The sequence below is a fragment of the Pelagibaculum spongiae genome (assembly GCF_003097315.1).
GTDB classification, from domain to species: Bacteria; Pseudomonadota; Gammaproteobacteria; order Enterobacterales; family Pelagibaculaceae; genus Pelagibaculum; species Pelagibaculum spongiae.
Window position 1 is genome coordinate 527,948 of record NZ_QDDL01000001.1, and the last position, 19,959, is coordinate 547,906.

The 19,959-nt window shown below is 46.4% G+C and carries 19 protein-coding genes and 1 other RNA gene; 3 read left to right on the forward strand and 17 right to left on the reverse strand.

Going from position 1 to position 19,959, the window contains the following annotated elements:
- Positions 1-15: 15 nt before the first annotated feature.
- The 12 genes from murG to rsmI all read right to left on the reverse strand — a co-directional run bounded on the left by murG (position 16) and on the right by rsmI (position 12,716).
- A complete protein-coding gene (gene murG / locus DC094_RS02280) occupies positions 16-1,098 on the reverse strand; it encodes an undecaprenyldiphospho-muramoylpentapeptide beta-N-acetylglucosaminyltransferase (RefSeq protein WP_178030860.1) in 1,083 nt (360 codons plus the stop codon).
- Positions 1,095-2,330: a putative lipid II flippase FtsW gene (ftsW, locus tag DC094_RS02285; protein WP_116685461.1), complete on the reverse strand. Its 1,236-nt coding sequence runs from the start codon at positions 2,328-2,330 to the stop codon at positions 1,095-1,097. The genes murG and ftsW overlap by 4 nt, the downstream gene beginning before the upstream one ends.
- A complete protein-coding gene (gene murD, locus DC094_RS02290) occupies positions 2,327-3,670 on the reverse strand; it encodes a UDP-N-acetylmuramoyl-L-alanine--D-glutamate ligase (RefSeq protein WP_116685462.1) in 1,344 nt (447 codons plus the stop codon). Before murD ends, ftsW begins: the two co-directional genes overlap by 4 nt.
- Positions 3,671-4,753, reverse strand: coding sequence for a phospho-N-acetylmuramoyl-pentapeptide-transferase (mraY, locus tag DC094_RS02295; RefSeq protein WP_116685463.1), 1,083 nt, complete (start codon positions 4,751-4,753; stop codon positions 3,671-3,673). It abuts the gene before it with no gap.
- Positions 4,753-6,123, reverse strand: a complete 1,371-nt coding sequence (locus DC094_RS02300; protein WP_116685464.1) for a UDP-N-acetylmuramoyl-tripeptide--D-alanyl-D-alanine ligase — start codon at positions 6,121-6,123, stop codon at positions 4,753-4,755. The genes mraY and DC094_RS02300 overlap by 1 nt, the downstream gene beginning before the upstream one ends.
- On the reverse strand, positions 6,116-7,636 hold the full coding sequence (locus DC094_RS02305) for a UDP-N-acetylmuramoyl-L-alanyl-D-glutamate--2,6-diaminopimelate ligase (protein WP_116685465.1): 1,521 nt from the start codon (positions 7,634-7,636) through the stop codon (positions 6,116-6,118). Before DC094_RS02305 ends, DC094_RS02300 begins: the two co-directional genes overlap by 8 nt.
- Positions 7,620-9,338 (reverse strand): peptidoglycan D,D-transpeptidase FtsI family protein, encoded by a 1,719-nt coding sequence (locus DC094_RS02310; protein ID WP_116685466.1) that lies wholly within the window; start codon positions 9,336-9,338, stop codon positions 7,620-7,622. The genes DC094_RS02305 and DC094_RS02310 overlap by 17 nt, the downstream gene beginning before the upstream one ends.
- Complete coding sequence (gene ftsL, locus DC094_RS02315) at positions 9,335-9,616, reverse strand: cell division protein FtsL (RefSeq protein ID WP_116685467.1); 282 nt, start codon at positions 9,614-9,616, stop codon at positions 9,335-9,337. Before ftsL ends, DC094_RS02310 begins: the two co-directional genes overlap by 4 nt.
- 2 nt (positions 9,617-9,618) lie before the next feature.
- On the reverse strand, positions 9,619-10,632 hold the full coding sequence (gene rsmH / locus DC094_RS02320) for a 16S rRNA (cytosine(1402)-N(4))-methyltransferase RsmH (protein WP_422615579.1): 1,014 nt from the start codon (positions 10,630-10,632) through the stop codon (positions 9,619-9,621).
- Positions 10,563-11,018, reverse strand: coding sequence for a division/cell wall cluster transcriptional repressor MraZ (gene mraZ / locus DC094_RS02325; RefSeq protein ID WP_133245442.1), 456 nt, complete (start codon positions 11,016-11,018; stop codon positions 10,563-10,565). The genes rsmH and mraZ overlap by 70 nt, the downstream gene beginning before the upstream one ends.
- Before the next feature lie 291 nt (positions 11,019-11,309).
- Positions 11,310-11,666, reverse strand: an RNA gene (gene rnpB, locus DC094_RS02330) — RNase P RNA component class A.
- A gap of 192 nt (positions 11,667-11,858) precedes the next feature.
- A complete protein-coding gene (gene rsmI / locus DC094_RS02335; protein ID WP_116685470.1) occupies positions 11,859-12,716 on the reverse strand; it encodes a 16S rRNA (cytidine(1402)-2'-O)-methyltransferase in 858 nt (285 codons plus the stop codon).
- A gap of 49 nt (positions 12,717-12,765) precedes the next feature.
- On the opposite strand from rsmI, the gene DC094_RS02340 reads away from it, so the two are divergent.
- From DC094_RS02340 to DC094_RS02350, 3 genes are read left to right on the forward strand one after another with little or no spacing between them, the layout of a single operon-like run.
- On the forward strand, positions 12,766-14,631 hold the full coding sequence (locus DC094_RS02340; protein WP_116685471.1) for a penicillin-binding protein activator: 1,866 nt from the start codon (positions 12,766-12,768) through the stop codon (positions 14,629-14,631).
- Positions 14,628-15,023, forward strand: a complete 396-nt coding sequence (locus tag DC094_RS02345; protein ID WP_206605552.1) for a YraN family protein — start codon at positions 14,628-14,630, stop codon at positions 15,021-15,023. The genes DC094_RS02340 and DC094_RS02345 overlap by 4 nt, the downstream gene beginning before the upstream one ends.
- A gap of 12 nt (positions 15,024-15,035) precedes the next feature.
- The gene (locus DC094_RS02350; protein ID WP_116685472.1) at positions 15,036-15,626 is read left to right on the forward strand and encodes a phosphoheptose isomerase; all 591 of its coding nucleotides are present in this window, start codon (positions 15,036-15,038) and stop codon (positions 15,624-15,626) included.
- Positions 15,627-15,800: 174 nt separating this feature from the next.
- Here DC094_RS02350 and DC094_RS02355 read toward each other — a convergent pair whose 3' ends face one another.
- From DC094_RS02355 to petA, 5 genes are all read right to left on the reverse strand, one after another.
- A complete protein-coding gene (locus tag DC094_RS02355; RefSeq protein WP_369406192.1) occupies positions 15,801-16,367 on the reverse strand; it encodes a ClpXP protease specificity-enhancing factor in 567 nt (188 codons plus the stop codon).
- A 2-nt stretch (positions 16,368-16,369) separates the two neighbouring features.
- The gene (sspA, locus tag DC094_RS02360) at positions 16,370-16,996 is read right to left on the reverse strand and encodes a stringent starvation protein SspA (protein ID WP_116685473.1); all 627 of its coding nucleotides are present in this window, start codon (positions 16,994-16,996) and stop codon (positions 16,370-16,372) included.
- 101 nt (positions 16,997-17,097) lie between these two features.
- Positions 17,098-17,835, reverse strand: a complete 738-nt coding sequence (locus DC094_RS02365; RefSeq protein WP_116685474.1) for a cytochrome c1 — start codon at positions 17,833-17,835, stop codon at positions 17,098-17,100.
- Positions 17,835-19,040: a cytochrome b gene (locus tag DC094_RS02370; protein ID WP_116685475.1), complete on the reverse strand. Its 1,206-nt coding sequence runs from the start codon at positions 19,038-19,040 to the stop codon at positions 17,835-17,837. The genes DC094_RS02365 and DC094_RS02370 overlap by 1 nt, the downstream gene beginning before the upstream one ends.
- On the reverse strand, positions 19,040-19,639 hold the full coding sequence (gene petA, locus DC094_RS02375) for a ubiquinol-cytochrome c reductase iron-sulfur subunit (protein ID WP_116685476.1): 600 nt from the start codon (positions 19,637-19,639) through the stop codon (positions 19,040-19,042). Before petA ends, DC094_RS02370 begins: the two co-directional genes overlap by 1 nt.
- Between the last annotated feature and the right edge of the window lie 320 nt (positions 19,640-19,959).

A 19,959-nucleotide genomic window follows, 5' to 3' on the forward strand; every position in this document is an offset into this window, starting at 1 on the left:
GAAAAAAGTTTTGAATCAGCCACCAGTGACCTCCAGACAATGCTTAACAACAACCTCAGTAGCATCAACGATGGCGGCTTTTTTGGCATTGCTTGCCATTTGCGCCAGCTGTTTTCGGCCTTCGGGTGTTAAATAGGATTCGATTAATTTCTGCAATCTTTCTGATGTCAGATCCGATTGCGCGAGTAATACCGCTGCGTCTTTATCAACCAAGTAACCGGCATTTGCCGTTTGGTGATCATCGATCGCTTGCGGGAAAGGAATAAATATCGCAGGCAAACCTGCCGCCGCGACTTCTGAAACAGTTAAAGCACCCGCACGACAAACCACTAGATCTGCCCATGCATATGCACTAGCCATATCGTCAATATAAGCGGTGACTTTGGGCTCAATAACTAACGATTGCTCAGCATAACCTTGCTGGGCAATCTCTAAAGTACGCGCTCCAGTTTGGTGCCAAACTTCTACTTTATCAGCCAAACCTGAAGCAACTGCTGGCATTGCTTTGTTCAATGCCAAAGCACCTAAACTGCCACCCACGATTAACAATTTCAGTTTTTTCTGTACAGAACTATCAATAGCCTCAGCAACCACTAAATCACTCAGTTCGACAATTTCATCACGAACCGGATTACCAGTGACCACACCATTTTTTAAGGCATTAGGAAAAGCCTGTAAAACTCGGCTAGCCCGACCAGCCAAAATTTTATTGGTGGTGCCTGCTATTGCATTTTGCTCATGAATGACCAACGGTATATTCATAACGCTAGCCATTAAACCACCGGGGCCAGATGCGAAACCACCAAAGCCAATCACCAAATCTGGCTTTAATTGTTTAAGTAATTTTCTAGCCTGCAAGCAAGACTTTAAAATTTTCCAAGGTGCTGCCAACAACCCAGCAACCCCTTTACCGCGAACACCACTGACAGAAATATGATTCAACGGGAAACCAGCTTGCGGCACCAACTGATTTTCCAAACCTCTTGGGGTTCCTAACCATTCAACTTGCCAGCCTTTTGCTGTTAGATTTTTTGCGACCGCCAGTGCCGGATAAATATGGCCACCGGTACCACCTGCCATCACTAATACTCGGCTCATGATCGCTTCTCCCTACTACTTTTTTTAGCCTGCTTTGTGCCCGTTTTTGCGAACTGCATCGTTTCAAGCTGCACTCGCATCAATAAGGCAATCGCCACGCAGTTTACGATCAATGAACTACCGCCATAGCTGATCAATGGCAAGGTGAGTCCTTTGGTGGGTAGCAATCCAGCATTCACCCCCAAATTAACGATCACTTGCAAACCCAGCCACAAAGAAATTCCAAAGCCACAATAAGCCACAAATAATTGCTGCTGCTGTTTCGCTTGATAGGCCATCAATAGCCCCCGCCAAACCAAGCAAGCAAAAAGACCGCAAATAAATACAATCCCAATAAAGCCAAGTTCTTCAGCCAACACAGAAATAATAAAATCAGTATGTGCTTCTGGCAGATACATCATTTTCTGAATACTGGAACCCAATCCTAAGCCAAACCAGTCGCCTCTGCCGATCGCCATTAACGCCTGAGTTAACTGATAACCACTGCCAAATGGATCGGCCCATGGATCAGAAAAACTGGTTAAACGACTTAATCGATAGGGCTCTGCAATTACCAACGCTGATGCGCCAATTGCCAAACTGCCGCCTAGCACTGCAAATTGAACTAACTTGGCACCGGCTAAAAACATCATCCCCATCGCCGTTGCCATAATAATCACCGACGCGCCAAAATCTGGCTCAAATAACAACAAACCCACCACCATTCCCAGCAACAAAAGTGGCTTGATAAAACCCATCAACTCTAGCTTCACTTCTTCTTGGCGACGCTGTAGATAACCGGCTAAATAAATAATCACAAATAGCTTAACCAGCTCAGAAACCTGAATATTAATTCCTGCCAAGGGAATCCAGCGGATACTGCCATTAACCGATTTACCAACACCAGGGATTAATACTGCAATTAGTAATGCAATACTTAAAATCAACAGCCACTTACTAATTCGATACCAGAACTGTAATGGCAAGCGAAATGCTATAGCGCCTATTATTAGACCCATCAACAAAAATGCAGCCTGACGCCAAAAATAATGCAATGGATCAGAAAAGTTTTTATCGGCAACACTAACCGATGCTGATGCCACCATTACTAGTCCAATACTCGCTAAAATGAGTGCAGCAGTTAATAATGTTGCATCTGGTTTTGGCCATTGCAGTATTTTCTTCCAGCTAAAATTCTCCACACTGTAATTTACAAGCGTTGAGAAGTTAGCTGAAATAGAAGTGCTACTCATGCCAGCACCTCAAGACGTTTAATCTCACGAGTGAACACTTCACCGCGAACAACAAAGCTTTTGAACATATCAAAACTGGCGCAGGCGGGAGAAAGCAATAAACCATCACCGGCCTTTGCAAAGTGCAAACCCATTTCGATTGCATTTTCCATTGAATCAGCAAAATGGCACGAGCAAATCGGAGCAAATACTTCGGCCAGCTGCTGGGCATCTTCACCGATCAACACCACATGCGACACCACTTGATTAGCAACTTGAGCTAAAGGTGAAAAGTCCTGCCCTTTACCTTGGCCACCCACTATTAAAACCAGCTTTCGGCCATTTTCAGAATAATCGGCTAAACCGGCGATTGCCGCTTCTGTTGCGCCAACATTGGTGCCTTTAGAATCGTTATAACAATCGACTCCAGCAACATTGCCAACCCATTGACAGCGGTGCTCTAGGCCAGAAAATTGTTTTATTCCAGCTAAACACTTTTCAAGCGGCCAACCCGCTAGGTCTGCTAATGCCAAAGCAGACAGCGCATTCACTTGGTTGTGTAAACCTGACAGCTTCATTTCTGCAATCGATAATAATTTTTCAGTGCCTTTAAATAATTGGCCATTATCTAAACGCCAGCTCTGACTATCAGAACAAATCGATCCAATAGCAAAATTTGCTGAACTGTTATCAACCCAAGTTAATTGATCATCTTGATTAATCAGACAATGCTCAGCATCCAAATAAACCCGTTGCTTAGCGGCGCAATAATCCGCAAAACTGTCGTAACGATCCATATGATCAGGACTAATATTTAAAATCGTCGCAACGGCAGGTTTTAATGTTGAAGTGGTTTCTAGTTGAAAACTGGATAATTCCAATACATACCAGTCGGCTTTTTCTGCTAATAAATCCAACGCGGGCCGCCCTAAATTACCGCCGATAACCGCATTAACTCTGGCAGATTGCGCCATCTCGCCCATTAAAGTGGTTACGGTGCTTTTGGCATTAGCACCGGTAATCGCAATGACTTTTGCCGCCGACTGCTCTTTTCGCAGCGCATCAGCAAATAACTCAATATCACCGATTATTTTTTGCGCCGGCAGCGCCGCAATCTCTGGTATTTTAATTGAAATACCCGGACTAACTACCACCAAGGCCGCACTTTCTAACAGCGCTTGATCCAATCGACCACAAATTAAATGTGCCTCTGGTGCAAGCTCGGTTAATTGATCCATTCCTGGAGGCTGCTGGCGCGTGTCCATAACGGCAAAAGCCCGCGATCTCGATTTGAGAAAGCGAGCAACTGACAAACCACTAAGGCCTAGCCCGACAATTACCGTTAAATCTTTTTCCATCATCTACCTAATCTTGAGGCTGGCCAAACCAATCGCCACCAGAATTACTGTAATAATCCAAAACCGAACAATGACTTTTGGTTCCGCCCAGCCTTTCAATTCAAAGTGGTGGTGCAACGGTGCCATACGGAAAATTCTACGGCCGGTCAATTTAAATGACGCCACTTGTAGAATGACCGAAACAGTTTCAGCAACAAATACGCCGCTCATAATGAAGAAGACCAATTCCTGGCGAACAATAACCGCGACAACACCCAGCGCTGCACCTAATGCCAAAGCTCCAACATCTCCCATAAATACTTGGGCTGGATAAGTGTTAAACCATAAAAAGCCCAACCCGGCGCCAACAATCGAGGCACAGAACACCATTAATTCGCCAGAACCTGCGATAAATGGCACACCTAAATAATCAGAGAAGTCTGCTCGACCTGAGGCATAAGCGAAAATTGCCAAAGCACCTGCAATTAATACTGTTGGCATAATGGCTAATCCATCCAGACCATCAGTCAGGTTGACCGCATTACTTGAACCAACAATTACAAAATAAGTCAGTGCAATAAATGCCGGGCCAATCATGAACGATACGCCGGGGAAAAACGGAATCAATAGATCAATTTCTGCCGGTGAAGAATGGCCATAATAGAGATAAATCGCTGCACCAAAACCTGCAACCGACTGCCATAAATACTTCCAGCGTGCTGGCAAGCCTTTGGTGTCTTTATTAACGACCTTGCGCCAATCATCAACCCAGCCTACGGCACCAAAAACTAAGGTCACCAACAACACCACCCAAACGTAGCGGTTGCTCAGGTCAGCCCATAGCAAAGTACTAAAACCGATGGACAATAAAATCAGTGCACCACCCATAGTTGGCGTACCTGATTTAGCTAAATGGGTTTGCGGGCCTTCGGTACGAATTGTTTGTCCGATTGATAACTCACGTAACTTGCGAATCATGTATGGGCCAAGTAGCAATGAAAATGCCAGCGCGGTTAAAACACCTAATACGCCACGCATGGTCAAATACTGAAATAAATTAAATCCTGAATAATATTGGGTCAGATTCTGGCTCAACCAAAGCAACATTAGTTGGTTCCCTCTGACAATTGACTTACAACTTGATCCATAGCGGCACTTCTTGATCCTTTAACTAACACAACGGCTCCCACACTCATCTGCTTTCGAGCAGCTTCGACCAGTGATTGCTGGTCGGAAAAACTACTATTAGTGTCTCTTTGCTTACCGAGGAAGCCTCTGGCTGCCTTGGCTGATAATTTGCCGACCGATAATAAACCATTCAGGCCTTTTTTCCGGGCATATACACCAACTTGATAATGCAGCTCGTCAGCTCTTTCACCCAGTTCTGCCATATCACCTAATAGCAACAAGGATTTTTGTTGGCGATGCTTAGCCAATTCCAACGCAACATCTATCGCTGCCTTTACCGAATCTGGGTTGGCGTTATAGCTATCATCCAGAATCAACGAGCCATCACTTAGTTCAATTGGACGCAAACGACCCGACACTGGCAGCGCACGCTGTAGCCCTGCGACAATAATTTCCGGTGCTATTTTTAATGCGCGTGCGGCAGATGCTGCCGCTAGTGCATTATTAATTTGATGCTGACCTGGCAAACTCAATTTGACCGGATAGCTCCCTTCGGGCATTACCAATTGAAACTGATAACAACCGTTAGATTGAATCTTGATTTGATCGGCAGTCACTCGAGCGCCAGCACCCAAGCCAAAACGGCTTTCATGGCAATTGACTAATCGACTGAAATAGGAAGCATACTGATCATCGTCATTTATCAGTGCAACATCATTGCCGCGTAGCGATTGATAAATTTCGCCCTTAGCACGCGCAACACCCTGCAAACTGCCAAAACCAGACAAATGCGCCGCAGCAACATTATTTACTAATGCCACATCAGGCTTAGCCAACCCAGTTAGATATTCAATTTCACCGACATGATTGGCACCCATTTCGATCACTGCATAACGATCTTGTTCGCTGAGTTGAAGCAAGGTTAGTGGCACGCCCAAGTGATTATTTAAATTACCCTTAGTTGCCAAGGTCTGATCTTGACCGCTCAAAATCGATGCCAGCATTTCTTTAACACTGGTTTTGCCGCAGCTACCAGTAATACCAACGACTTTAAGATCTAACTGCCTTCGCCACCAACGGGCGATTCTTCCTAAAGCCAAGGTAGCGTCAGGGACAATCAGCATTGGCAAATCAACATCTAGCTTTCGCTCAACTAACAATGCTGCAGCACCCAGCTGAGCCGCTTTTTCGGCGAAGTTATGACCATCAAACCGGTCACCGGCAATCGCCACAAATAAATTACCCGACGTAATAGTTCGCGTATCAATCGAAACGCCGGTTACTTGCACATCGGCAGTTAATTCTGCCCGTAGCATTTTTGCCATATCGGCTAAAGAAGCATTAAACATATTGCTCTCCAGCTTTTGCTTGCAACAATTCACTTACCGCTTGTAGATCAGACCAGAAGGATTTCTTACCTTGAATATCCAGATAATCTTCATGGCCTTTGCCAGCCACAACGATTAAATCTCCCGCCTTGGCAACCGACAGCGCCTTGGCAATTGCCTGATTGCGCTCTGGCTCTAACCAGGCTAAATCAGGCTGCTGCAAGCCGGTTTTAATATCGGCAAAAATTTGCGCTGGATCTTCAAAGCGAGAATTATCTTGAGTAATCACCAACTGATCAGAATTTTGTTCTGCAGCGGCGGCCATTTGAGGTCGCTTATTACGATCCCGATCACCACCACAGCCAAAGACACAGTAACTTTTGCCGCTGACCAACGGACGTAACGCAGATAACACTTGCTGCAATGCATCTGGCGTATGGGCGTAATCAACGACAACTAGTGGCAGTTCACTACCACCAAAACGATTCAGTCGCCCCGGCACTGGCTTAAGATTTGATGCTGCCTGCAGCACTTTCTCTGGTGCGAAATCTAACAGTAAGCAACCGATCACACCCAACAAATTCGACAGATTAAAACTGGCCAGCAACTGCTGGTTGGCAAAATCAAACTGACCCCAGCTAGTATTTAATTTCGCTTGGCAACCGTTCTGATCTAATACCGATTGTTCGGTAACTACAAAACGATCACACAAATCTAAGCCTTGTGGCTGCGGATAAACGCTATAACCGATACGGGTAATTTCTGGTCGTTGTTGTTTCAGTTGTTGCAGCAATCGAATGCCAAAAGCATCATCCAAATTCACTACCGCATGCTGCAATGGCATTTCCAGAAATAGCTTGGCTTTCGCTTCGCCGTATTGCTCCATCGAGCTGTGATAATCCAGATGATCTTGGGTTAAATTGGTGAATAAGCCGGTTTCGAAACGGCAGCCTTCCACTCGATGCTGATCCATTGCATGGGATGACACTTCAATCGCTGCATGGCGAACACCTTGCTGATACATTCCCGCTAAAGCCGCTTGCACAGTTACCGGATCCGGCGTGGTATTACCTGTCTCTTGCAATTGTTCTGCCGCATCTTGGTCACTATCAACCGCGCCAGTACCTAAAGTACCAATGACGCCACCTTGCGAACCTAGTTGATTCCAGCAATGAGCTAAAAATAAGCTACAGGAAGTTTTACCATTGGTGCCGGTAATGCCAACTAACGGCATTTGCACTGAAGGGTGCTCATAAAAACGCGAGGCTAATTTACCCACCCGGTTTTTCAATTTAGGCAATCGAACTAGCGGTAAATCGCTTTGAAAAGCGGAATCGTCATGCTGATCAAGAATAATTGCACAAGCACCTGCTTTTTCTGCTTGAGCAAGAAAATCCAGCCCGTGGCCAGTATTTCCTTGTACTGCGATAAACGCATATCCAGGTTGAATCTGTCGACTATCTAAAGCTAGACCTTTAACTTGCAGATCCGGAACTTCACACCAGCCAGACAACAGCTCAGCGAGTGACTTCATTAGTAATCACCTCTCGAGCTGCCAGCAACCCCGGTAAACTCTGATCCGGAGCAATATTCATTAAACGTAAACCTCCCGCCATCACCCGGGAAAACACCGGTGCAGCGACATCGCCACCATGGTAATTATCTCCGCGCGGATCACGGACTACGACTACCATGGCTAATCTAGGATTAGTTGCCGGTGCAACACCGGCGAAAAAAGCCATATAAGAATCATCGGAATAACCACCGGCCGTTGCTTGACGGACCGTACCGGTTTTTCCTGCCACTCGATAACCAGCAACGCTCGCTTTAAAAGCGGTTCCTTCTCGACTGACGACACCTTCCATCATTGAAACAACTTGCTCGCTAGCTACCGCATCAAGTACCTGCTCGCCGCCCAGCACCTTGTCAGTTTTCAATAAGGTTGGATGAAGTAATTTACCTTTGTTGGCCAAAGCTGAATAGGCGCGCGCCAGCTGAATCGGCGTCACGCTCAAACCATATCCAAACGACATGGTAGCCAAATCGATTTCTTTCCATTTATAACGATCCGAAAGCTTTCCACTACTTTCACCTGGAAGCTCTATGCCGGTAGCCATACCTAGCCCTACTTTGGCAAAAGTACCTTGCAATTGATTCGGTGGTAAATCTAAAGCAATCCGACTGACTCCAATATTACTGGATTTCTGTAAAATGCCGGCCAGCGATAGCTTGCCAAAATCTCGATGATCTCGAACCACACCACCGTCTAGCTTCATTACGCGGGGCGAAACATTGATCAAACTATCTATATCAAACTTGCCTGACTCAATTCCGGCTAAAACCGTTAACGGCTTCATGGTCGAACCTGGCTCAATCGTGTCGGTTACCGCGCGATTTCTCAATGACTGTGGCTTTAACTGGCGTCGGTCATTGGGATTAAATGAAGGTTGAGATGCCATGGCTAAAACCTCACCGGTTTTAATATCCATTACTACTACCGAGCCAGCGCTACCGCCTACTTCGGCCACCTTGGCTTTTAATTCCCGATAGGCAAGATATTGCATTCTTAAATCGATGCTTAAGGCTAAAGATTTACCAGCACGAGGTTCAGCAATTCGCTCGATCTCTTCAACCACTTGGCCTTGCAGGTTTTTTAACACTCGCTTATTGCCATTAGCACCCTGAAGCTGACGATCAAAACTACGCTCGATACCTTCCTGACCATTCAAATCGATGTCGGTAAAGCCCACCACATGGGCGGCAACTTCACCTGCAGGGTAGTAGCGGCGATATTCGGTTTGTAAGAAGATGCCAGGGATTTTTAGCGCGCTTACTTTCTCAGCTAGCGCTGGATTGACATGCCGTTTGACCCACAGAAACTCTTTACTTTGAGAGCGGGTTAAACGTTTGCGTAATTTTTTACAACCGAGGGAAAGTTGGCGACAGAGCTTATCTAAGCGCTCATTTTCTGGATCAATTTTGGAAGGATCGGCCCAAACACTTTTAACCGGGGTGCTGATAGCAAGCGGCTTGCCATAGCGATCGGTGATCATGCCGCGACCAGCAGGAATAGACACTACCCGTAGCGATCGAGCATCACCCTGATTACGAAGAAAATCTGGATTCAACAACTGAATATCAGCCATTCGATACAACACTGCACCTAGCGCCATTATCATTAAAATGGCAACCAGCCAAAGCCTCCAGTCCTTGATGCTTTTTAGTTGTTCAGTCATGGCCTCACCACTATCACGTCTGCTGCCTTGGGCAATTCCATGCCCAGTTTTTTTTGCGCTACCTGGGCAACACGACTATGTGTTGCCCAGGTACTTTCTTCTAATAACAATTGCTGCCAGCGAACTTCCAGTTGCTGTTTTTCAACTTGCAACTTTTGCCACCGGGCAAAGGTTTGTCGATTCAAGTGCGTTACATTGACGACTGCAACGGCTGAACCTATCACCAATAACCAAAGCGCGATGCTGACCAGTAACCACTGCCTGCCAAGCGCAGCCATAGTTAAATTCCTGTGCGTTCCGCAATTCTCAGCACAGCACTTCGTGCTCGGCTATTTTCCAAGGCATCTTCAGCGCTGCCTTTAATTGCCTTGCCAAGTGCTTTAAGCGTGCCTTCCGTGTCCTTATGCATCACAGGCAAATCACGCGGCAACTGCTTGCCTCGTTCCTGATCACGAATAAAGCGCTTAATAATTCGGTCTTCCAGTGAATGGAAGCTAATAATCACCAACCGTCCTTGTGGTACCAGCAACTTTAAAGTCGCAGGCAACATAGTTTCGATTGCGCCCAATTCATCATTGATAAAAATTCGCGTGGCCTGGAATACCCGAGTCGCAGGGTGTTTGCCAATTTGTCGCGATCTTTTCGGCACGGCTAAATCAACTAGCTTTGCCAACTGTTTAGTCGTTTCAAGCGGCTCTTCTTCGCGCTGCTCAATAATTGCATCAACAATACGACGGGTATAACGCTCCTCACCATAACGATGAAAAATTGCCGCAATATCGGCTGGAGCTGCAGTATTCAACCATTCTGCGGCACTGATGCCACTAGTAGGATCCATCCGCATATCTAACGGGCCATCGCGCAAAAAACTGAATCCGCGACGTGCATCGTCTAACTGAGGAGAAGAAACGCCAAAATCAAACAGCACCCCATCAAAGCTGGCACCGTACTGATCGAGGTCGATCATTTCTGCCAGATCAGCAAAACTACCGCGACAGACTTTTACTCGAGAATCTTCTGCAGCTAGCGCGTCGGCAACTGCTAAAGCTTCTGGGTCACGATCGACTACCCAAAGCTCACCATCTTGATCCAACTTTTCTAGAATTCCGCGACTGTGGCCGCCTCGCCCAAAAGTGCCATCGAGATAGCGACCTGAAGGTTTAATATTTAATCCGTCAATGCAAGCCTCAAAAAGTACCGGCTTGTGACTGTACTGCTCATTACTCAGAGTGGAATCTCCTCGATGCCTGACACTTGACTCATATCTGGCAGCTCGCCATTGGCGGCTTTCCAGCGTTGGTCGTCCCAGACTTCAAACTTGGTACTTTGTCCGACTAAAGCGAGAGCACGCTCCAGCTTGGCAATTTCTCTTAAACGTGGCGGAATTAGAATTCGACCATTGCGATCCGCTTCCACCACTTCGGCGTTACCCAACAACCAGCGCTTAAACTGTTTATTGCCACTGGTATTGGCCAAGCCATCGATTTTTTTCAGGATTAGCTGCCATTGATTCAATGGATAGATAGACAAACAGGCAGATTCCAAGTCAGGTACCAAAACCAGTTGAATCGAATCTCCGTCATCCAGATCCAGTGTTTCAGACAGCAAGGTGCGATAACGACTGGGCAAAGCCATTCGTCCTTTGCTATCTAAATTGACAAAACTGGTTCCGAGTAACACGAATAATCCTTAAGGCAACCGTTCCTTGGTCGAGTTGAATTATCCCACTATCAGACACTTCACCCCACTTTCCGACACTATGGTCTGCGCCACCCCGCTTGTCAACAGCGTTTCCCACGTGAAACAAGCAGTTACCAACGCAAAATCGGCAAACCTTAACGGCTCGCTTCAGCAAAACAGCTACTTATTGAATTTGGAAAAATGAAATGATTTGTTTTGTTTCGTGAGCAATATCAAGATTTGATTTCTGCCAGCACCCAGTATAAATGTGCTGGCAGATATCAATAAAGAAGGTGGAGTCGACCTGTAAGCCGGGTTTTGTCGTGGACAATCATTCGTCTAGGACTTGCGTCGCCACAAGCCTCAAGCAACCTACCCGGATCCGGCGCGGGTCACGCCTAGCGGATCCCTATTTGGTCTTGCTCCGAGTGGGGTTTACCATGCCACGCCTGTTACCAGCCGCGCGGTGCGCTCTTACCGCACCATTTCAACCTTACCGGTGCTAGGCACTTAGGCGGTTTATTTTCTGTTGCACTTTCCGTAGGCTCACGCCCCCCAGGCGTTACCTGGCACTCTACCCTATGGAGCCCGGACTTTCCTCCCCCTGAAATGCAAGCAAGTCAGGCGGCGATTGTCTAGGTCAACTCCGCCGTGCAGGCTAATGTCGAAACAGATAAAAAGCAAGCATCATTTGACCAAATATCGAAGATCAATCTTCAATGGCTAACAGCTAAAAAATCACGCTTTAACTTTTTACACTTCATATCATTTAGTTGCGTTGTTTACTGGTGCTTTTTTTGCAATAGCCCGCAATCAAAAAAAACCACTGACTATAACTGGCTACTGATCTTTCATATCCAGCGCCATTTGATAAAGCACGTTCTTCGCCTCGCCGGTTAACTCAGCAGCAATTTTCACCGCTTTTTTCGGTGGTAACTCAGGCAATAACAACTTGAGTACTTTTTCTGCATCAAGCGATACCAGCTTAGTGATATCTTCGTCGGCACCACGCACCAACACCACAAACTCACCGCGCTTTTGATCCGAATCTTCAGCAAGTCGCACCAATAACTCAGAAAAAGATCCTTCTAAAAAGGTTTCGAATCGCTTGGTAATTTCACGACCTAACACAACCTGCCGATCACCCAGCGCTTGTTGCATATCTTGCAAAGAAGATTCAATACGGTGACAAGATTCATAAAAAATCAGGGTTCGAGTATCTGCTGCGATCGCTTCCAGCTTTTGCTTTCGTCCCGATGATTTCGCTGGCAAAAAACCTTCGAAGGCAAAGCGGTCACTCGGCAAACCAGAAGCAGACAGCGCAGCAACTAAAGCACAAGCCCCCGGCACCGGACTGACAGCAAAACCCGCTTTTCGCACTTCACTGACCAACCGATAACCCGGATCACTAATTAGCGGTGTACCGGCATCGGAAACTAGCGCCAAAGACTCGCCATTGGCCAGTCGCTTTACTAATTCAACAGAACGCGCCTGTTCGTTATAGTCATGCAGTGACACCAAAGACTGCTTGATACCAAAAAAATCTAACAATTTTCTGGTATGACGGGTATCTTCTGCAGCAACACCATCGACCTGAGCCAAAACGGCCAGAGCCCGCGCAGAGATGTCTTGTAAGTTGCCAATCGGCGTTGCAACGATATAAAGCGTTGCAGGTGTAATATTTGTTTTTTCATCCATACTTTTATACGGGTACACTATTGAGCCCGGGTAGCAATCCAGAGCCGAGATGAAACCAGTTAGCCATTATCTTCCAGCAAGCCTCCTCGTTGCCAGCTTTTTACTAGCTGCTTGTTCCAGCACACCCCCAGCAAAACAAATTAGCGCCCCGGTGGAGCGCTTTGACCAACACTCGCTTAGCGTTGAACAACTATTACTTCAAGCAGAAAAAAGTAGCGGCAGCCGCAAGGCTCGGTGGCTTATGGAAGCATCTGAACGGCTAAAGCAACAGCAACAATTACCCCAAGCACTGGAAATTGCACGGCAAATTAAGCCACAAATGCTTTCCCAGCCTTACCAAAATCAATCATTGCTATTGATTGCTCAACTGGAATTATTACAAGGTGATCCATCGCAAATTGATATTTACCTGCAACTGCTAACCCAACCAGCACTCCTTACCGAACAGCGGTTAATGCTGATGGAAATTCGCGCACTGCAAGCAGAAGCTTCTAATAATTTGCTCGACAGCCTACAAGCCCGAATTAATCTAGGTCATCAGTTAATCAACCAACAAGCTAAAGCAGAAAACTATCAAAGGCTGTGGCAAAATCTTTCTAAAATGGAAGCCGCTGCCTTAGATGCTTTTCGTTTTCAGCCGCCACCCGATGAAGCCAGTGGTTGGATAGATCTACGCTTACTATCCAACAACAATGCTGCAGATCCAGACCAATTCCAGGGCGCTTGGTCAAACTGGCAAGCCAGCTACCCAGCACATCCGGCAAAAGACTTCACCCCTGAAAGCGTCGGCAAGCTTCTACAAGCCATGCCATTTATGCCGCAACAAATTGCAATTATTTTACCTGCCAGCGGCCGAACCGAAGCTGCCAGCAAAGCAATTATGCGCGGCATCAGCACTGCCTGGTTTGAACAATCAGCAGAGCAAAGGCCGACACTAAAAGTTTATGACACCAGTAAGCAAGACATCGGCTTGGTTTACCAGCAGGCGATTACCGATGGCGCACAAGCAGTGATTGGCCCACTAACCAAAGAAAGAGTTAGCCAGCTGGCACAAATGGATCTTCAAGTACCAGTACTGGCACTTAACTACTTAAAAGAAACCCTCGGTGTAGAAGTAGTAACGCTTGATAACCGCAACGACTCGCTAGATAGCCAACCGAGCCAACAGCTATTCCAGTTCGCCCTATCACCGGAAGATGACACCCGGGAAATTGCCGAACAGATGCATTTTGATGAAATCGAGCGCGTCGCTGTACTGACACCCGCCAGTTCTTGGGGTGATCGTTTAAATCGTGCATTTAGTCAAGAATGGGAAAAATTGGACGGCGAAGTAGCCAGCCAGTTTCGCTTTACCACCGACGACCAACTATCTAAAGGCATTCGCAAACTGCTGAAAGTCGATAGCTCTGAAGCAAGAATTCGTCGCCTAAAACGAGTTTACGGCCGCCAAATGGAAAGCCGACCACGTCGCCGACAAGACATAGATGCTATCTTCATCGCATCACGCCCGCAGCAAGCAAAATTATTACGGCCATTATTTGATTACTATTACGCTGCCGACATACCGGTCTACGCAACTTCCCATGTAAATAGCCAATATCAAGCAACAGGTGATGGCGATAAAGACCTCAACGGAATCCGTTTGGTTGATCTGCCATGGAAGTATCAGTCCAGCCCACTAAAGCCAGTTGCAGAAATTTATCAGGACCCTCGCTATCAAAATCTGTATGCCTTCGGTTTTGACGCCTACAATCTGATTAGCCAACTGCCAAGGTTTGTTCAACTAGAAGGTTTTTGCAGTAACGGACAAACCGGGCAACTCTGCATGGACCAAGACCAGAGCATTCATCGAAATCTGGTTTGGGCAAAATATCGCAGGGGTCACAGCCAACTTCGAGAGAAACCAGTTAATTGAGCAACTCTTTAATTTTCAATCGCATCCTACAATGGCTGGAGCATTTTTCCAGCCTGCGACTTTGGCAGAAAAAAGAACGCCAAGCAGAGCGATTTTTAATTGAGCAAGGCTTAAAACTACTGGGCAGAAATTTTCACTGCAAACACGGTGAAATCGACCTAATTATGAAAGATCGGCAAACCTTGGTGTTTGTCGAAGTCAGATATCGCAACAACAGCCGACACGGATCACCGGCTGCCAGCGTCTCACCAAGCAAGCAGAATAAGATTCGCAAAAGCGCACAAATCTACCTCCAGCGCTATGTTCATCGGAATAGCATGGAGCCACGATGCCGTTTTGATGTAATCTCCCTGCAACCTGGCAAGACCAACTGGCTGCCCGGAGCCTTTTAATACGGAAGACCAATGGATTTAACCGAGCGCATTCGACAAAGCTTTAGCGATAGCATTCAGGCAAAAATTGTTGCCGCAGATGAAATTTCAGAACCTATCGCAGCCGCAGCAGACCTGATGGTTCAATGCCTTATCGACGGAAAAAAAATAGTTAGTTGCGGAAACGGCGGTTCAACCTCCAACGCCCAACTATTTACTGCCGGCCTATTAAACCGCTTTGAAACCGAGCGCCCCAGCTTGCCTGCGATGACACTAACTTCAGAGTTAGCCACCATCACCGCAATTGGCAATGATTATGGATTTAGCGAAATTTTTGCTAAGCAATTACGCGCGCTAGGCCAGGAAGGTGACATCTTACTCGCCATTAGCACTTCCGGTGATTCTGCCAATCTGGTTGAAGTCATCGAAGCTGCCCATGAACGTGAAATGGTGGTAATCGCTTTAACCGGAAAAACCGGCGGCGAAATGGCCGAGCGATTATCCGACAATGACGTTGAAATCAGAGTTCCTTGCGACAGCACACCAAGAATTCAAGAAGTCCACATGCTGGTCATCCACAGTTTGTGCGACCTGATTGACAACTGCTTATTTGGGTTTGAATAGAAACCTTTAGACACAATAAACACCTTGCGCAGCCCTCTAGCTAATCACGCAAGGTGTTTTTTTATGCCTAAAATTTAGCCGCGATTAAATCTACAAAAAATAAAAGAAACCTATACATAAAAAAAACGGCAAATCAGTTTTCACTGACTTGCCGTTTTTTTCCGAAATTGCAGTTTATTTTACTACGCGCAATGCCGGGCGTTTCTTTTCAGCAGGTTTTGCCGTTGCAGCCTTGGAACTTTGACTGGTTGATTTAGCAACCGACTCAACCGCCGATTTACTTTCAACCGCTTCAACGCCTTCTAAAGCAGCTTTTTTTACGCTAGACAATCCAGACAAAGATGCTGATGGTGCCGTCTCAGTTTTTTCTACTGATAATTCACCTTCTGAAATCAAACCTTCAGCTTCAGCCTCACCACCCTCCTGAAGATATTCTTCAGGAAACACCATACCTTGCCCATTTTCGCGGGCATATACCGCTAAAACAGCAGACATAGGTACTCGAACCTGCATTGGCGTACCGCCAAAACGTGCTGAGAAACCAACCTCGTCATCCCCCAACTCAAGGCCGCGAACTGCAGTGGGTGCCAAATTTAAAACAATTTGCCCACCTTCAACGTATTGAGTTGGTACTACCACCCCTTCTTGCTCTGCATCCACCAATAAGTGTGGCGTACACTGGTTATCGAGCAGCCAGTCGTAAATTGCACGTAGCATGTAGGGACGCCGGGGAGTCATCATGATTAGCTCCGCATTTCTCGCTCAGAATCAGTCAAGCTTGCCTTGAAAGATTCACGATCAAACAAACGTTTCTGGTATTCATGAATATCACGCGCCGTGGCTGGCAATTCAATACCCAGAGAAGGTAAACGCCACAATAGCGGTGCAAAATAGCAATCAACCAAAGTAAATTCGTCACTCATGAAGAATGGCTTTTCACCGAAAATCGGAGCGATAGCTACCAAGCTATCAATGATTTCCTTACGCGCTCTAGCAGCATCAGTCTTGCTACCGCTTTGAACACGAGCCAGTGCCGAATAAAGATCCTGCTCAACACGGTGCATCATTAAACGACACTGCGCACGCTGAACTGGATATACAGGCAACAATGGTGGATGCGGGAAACGCTCATCAAGATATTCAATGATAATCGCCGCGTCATACAGCATTAAATCCCGATCTACCAAAGTAGGTAAAATGCCGTAAGGATTAATATCTGCCAGTAGATCTTTAGCACGCTCTGGTGCTACATCAACTACTTCGAAACTCACGCCTTTTTCTGCCAAAACGATTCGAACCTGATGGCTATACAAGTCAACCGGATCAGAATACAACGTCATCACAGAACGCTTGTTGGCTACTGTCGCCATTACTCGCTCCCCTGGTTAGAGTTAAAGAAAACCAACCATTCAAAAACACGAAAAGGAGTGTCGGCAACCCGACACTCCAAAGGTGTATTATGCCCGAAAAATTAGTGCACGTCTCGCCAGAACTCTTTCTTCAACAGGTAAGAGAACGCCAATAACACCATCAGGAACAAAATAACCCATACACCCAGCCGCTGACGCTCCAGCTGAACTGGCTCTCCAATATAACTCAGGAAAGTTACGAGGTCTTTAACCGTTGCATCATATTCTGCAACAGACATCGAACCAGGCTGGGTCATTTGCAGACGATCTAGAACTTTTATTTCTTTATCGCCCACTTTTTCAGTGCGCCATACCGGATCCGCCAAACCTTGCAAGCCTTGCAAAATGTGAGGCATACCCACATCCGGGAAGACTGCATTGTTAACACCCCAAGGGCGAGACTCATCCTTATAGAAGCTACGCATGTAGGTGTATAACCAATCATTACCACGAACACGAGAAACCAAGGTTAAATCAGGAGGCGATGCGCCGAACCATGTTGCCGCATCAACCGGATCGATTGAACTGGTCATATGGTCACCGACTTTAGATCCATCAAAGATAAAGTTATCCAGCAATTGCTGGTCACTAATCCCCAGATCCTTACCCATACGATTCCAACGCTGATATTTAGCTGAGTGACAACCCATGCAAGAGCCAACAAACAGCTTGGCACCCCGCTGCAACGCAGCCTTGTCAGTCAGATCAAGATCAACACTATCTAGTGGGTAGCCACCACCAGCTGCCATTGACAAGCTCGGCAAAAGAAACATCAAAAAGGAAATAAGCAACTTTTTCATTAGGATGTCACTCTCTCTGGCACAGGCTTGGTTTTATCCCACTTGGTATAAAACGGCATCAGAATAAAGAACGCAAAGTAGATAAAGGTACAAAGCTGCGATAACAACGTCTTAGCGTCCGTTGGCGCTTGAAGACCCAACCAACCTAAAACTACAAAGCTAATAGTGAATAAAGTCACCGCCAACTTAAACATCCAACCGCGATAGCGAATCGACTTCACCTTACTCTTATCCAACCATGGCAAGGCAAACAACATACCTACCGCAGCAAACATTAGAATAACGCCACCCAGCTTATCTGGCACCGCCCTCAAAATTGCGTAGAAAGGCGTAAAATACCAAACTGGCGCAATGTGCTCTGGTGTCTTCAGTGGATTTGCTTGCTCAAAGTTAGCTGCTTCTAGGAAGTAGTTACCCATTTCTGGCGCAAAGAAAATTACACCGCAAAACAAAATCAGGAAGAACACTACACCAACAATATCTTTAACCGTGTAGTAAGGATGGAAAGCGATTCCGTCAAGGGGAACACCTTTTTCATCCTTATGCTTTTTGATATCAACGCCATCAGGATTGTTTGAACCCACTTCGTGAAGTGCAACCAAATGCAAGAATACCAACACAACCAACACTAGAGGCAAAGCTACTACATGCAGCGCAAAGAAGCGGCTCATGGTAGCTAACGAGACAACGTAATCACCACGAATCCATAAAGTAAGGTCATCACCAATCACTGGAATGGCACCAAACAGCGAAATAATTACTTGCGCACCCCAGTAAGACATCTGACCCCATGGCAGCAAATAACCCATAAAGGCTTCAGCCATCAATGCCAGATAAATCAGCATGCCGAAGGTCCAAATTAATTCGCGTGGCGCTTGGTAAGAGCCATACAACAAGCCACGGAACATATGCAGATACACAACTAAGAAGAATGCCGAAGCACCCGTAGAGTGCATGTAGCGAATCAACCAACCGAACTCAACATCACGCATGATGTATTCAACCGAGGCAAATGGACTGCCCGTATCATAAAACATGGTCAGCCATACGCCGGTTAGCAGCTGGTTAACCAAAACCAACAGCGACAACGAACCAAAGAAATACCAAAAATTCAGGTTTCTTGCGGCGTAATACTGCGCCAAATGTTGATTCCACTTATCAGTCACCGGCAGGCGCTGATTAAGCCAAGTCATTAAACCATTCATTACGCAGCCTCCCCTGAATCAACGCCAACAACCATGACCGATTCACTGACAAATGTATAAGGAGGAACTACCAAGTTAGTTGGTGCAGGCACCCCCTGGAATACTCGACCAGCCAAATCGAATTTCGATCCGTGGCAAGGGCAGAAAAATCCTCCAACCCAATCATCACCGACACTTCCCGCTTCTGGCTTAAATAGTGGCACGCAACCTAAATGGGTGCATAAACCGACTAAAACCAAATACTCAGGATTGATCGAGCGATGCGCATTCGTCGCGTAACCACCAAGCGGCTGCTGACTATCCACTTCAGATGCAGGGTCTCGCAACAGTCCATCCAGCTCTTTAAGCTGATCCAACATTTCTGGGGAACGTCTGACGATCCAAACTGGCTTTCCTCGCCAGCTTACCGTGATTTGCTCACCTGGATTAAGTTTGCTCACATCAACCTCAACCGGCGCGCCTGCCGCTTGAGCTCTGGCACTAGGCTGCCAGGATGAAACAAAAGGTACTGCTACACCTACCGCACCTACACCACCCACCGCACTGGTGGCAGCCAGCAAGAAACGGCGGCGTCCAGTATCAATACCGTCAGCACTCATTACTTCTACCCTCTATTTTTTTATCCATGTCTCTCGAGATGGAACGCGGACAAGCGAATGCCCCTAAATGCTCGACCTCCTGACCTAGCGTGAACACTTAGTCCACCCTTGACCTGGGGCAAGAAACATAAAACCGCACGAATGATAAAGAAATGCACCAAGCGTTACAACAATCAAAGCATTCATCAACACTGATCAAAACGTTTAATTACAACCAAACAGCTGAAGCGGCTTAATAAATTTTTTCATCTATCAACAAGCAATCAATAGAAAATGTAGGGGAAATCAGCAAAGGTACATATCAAGTTCTTGTATTGCCG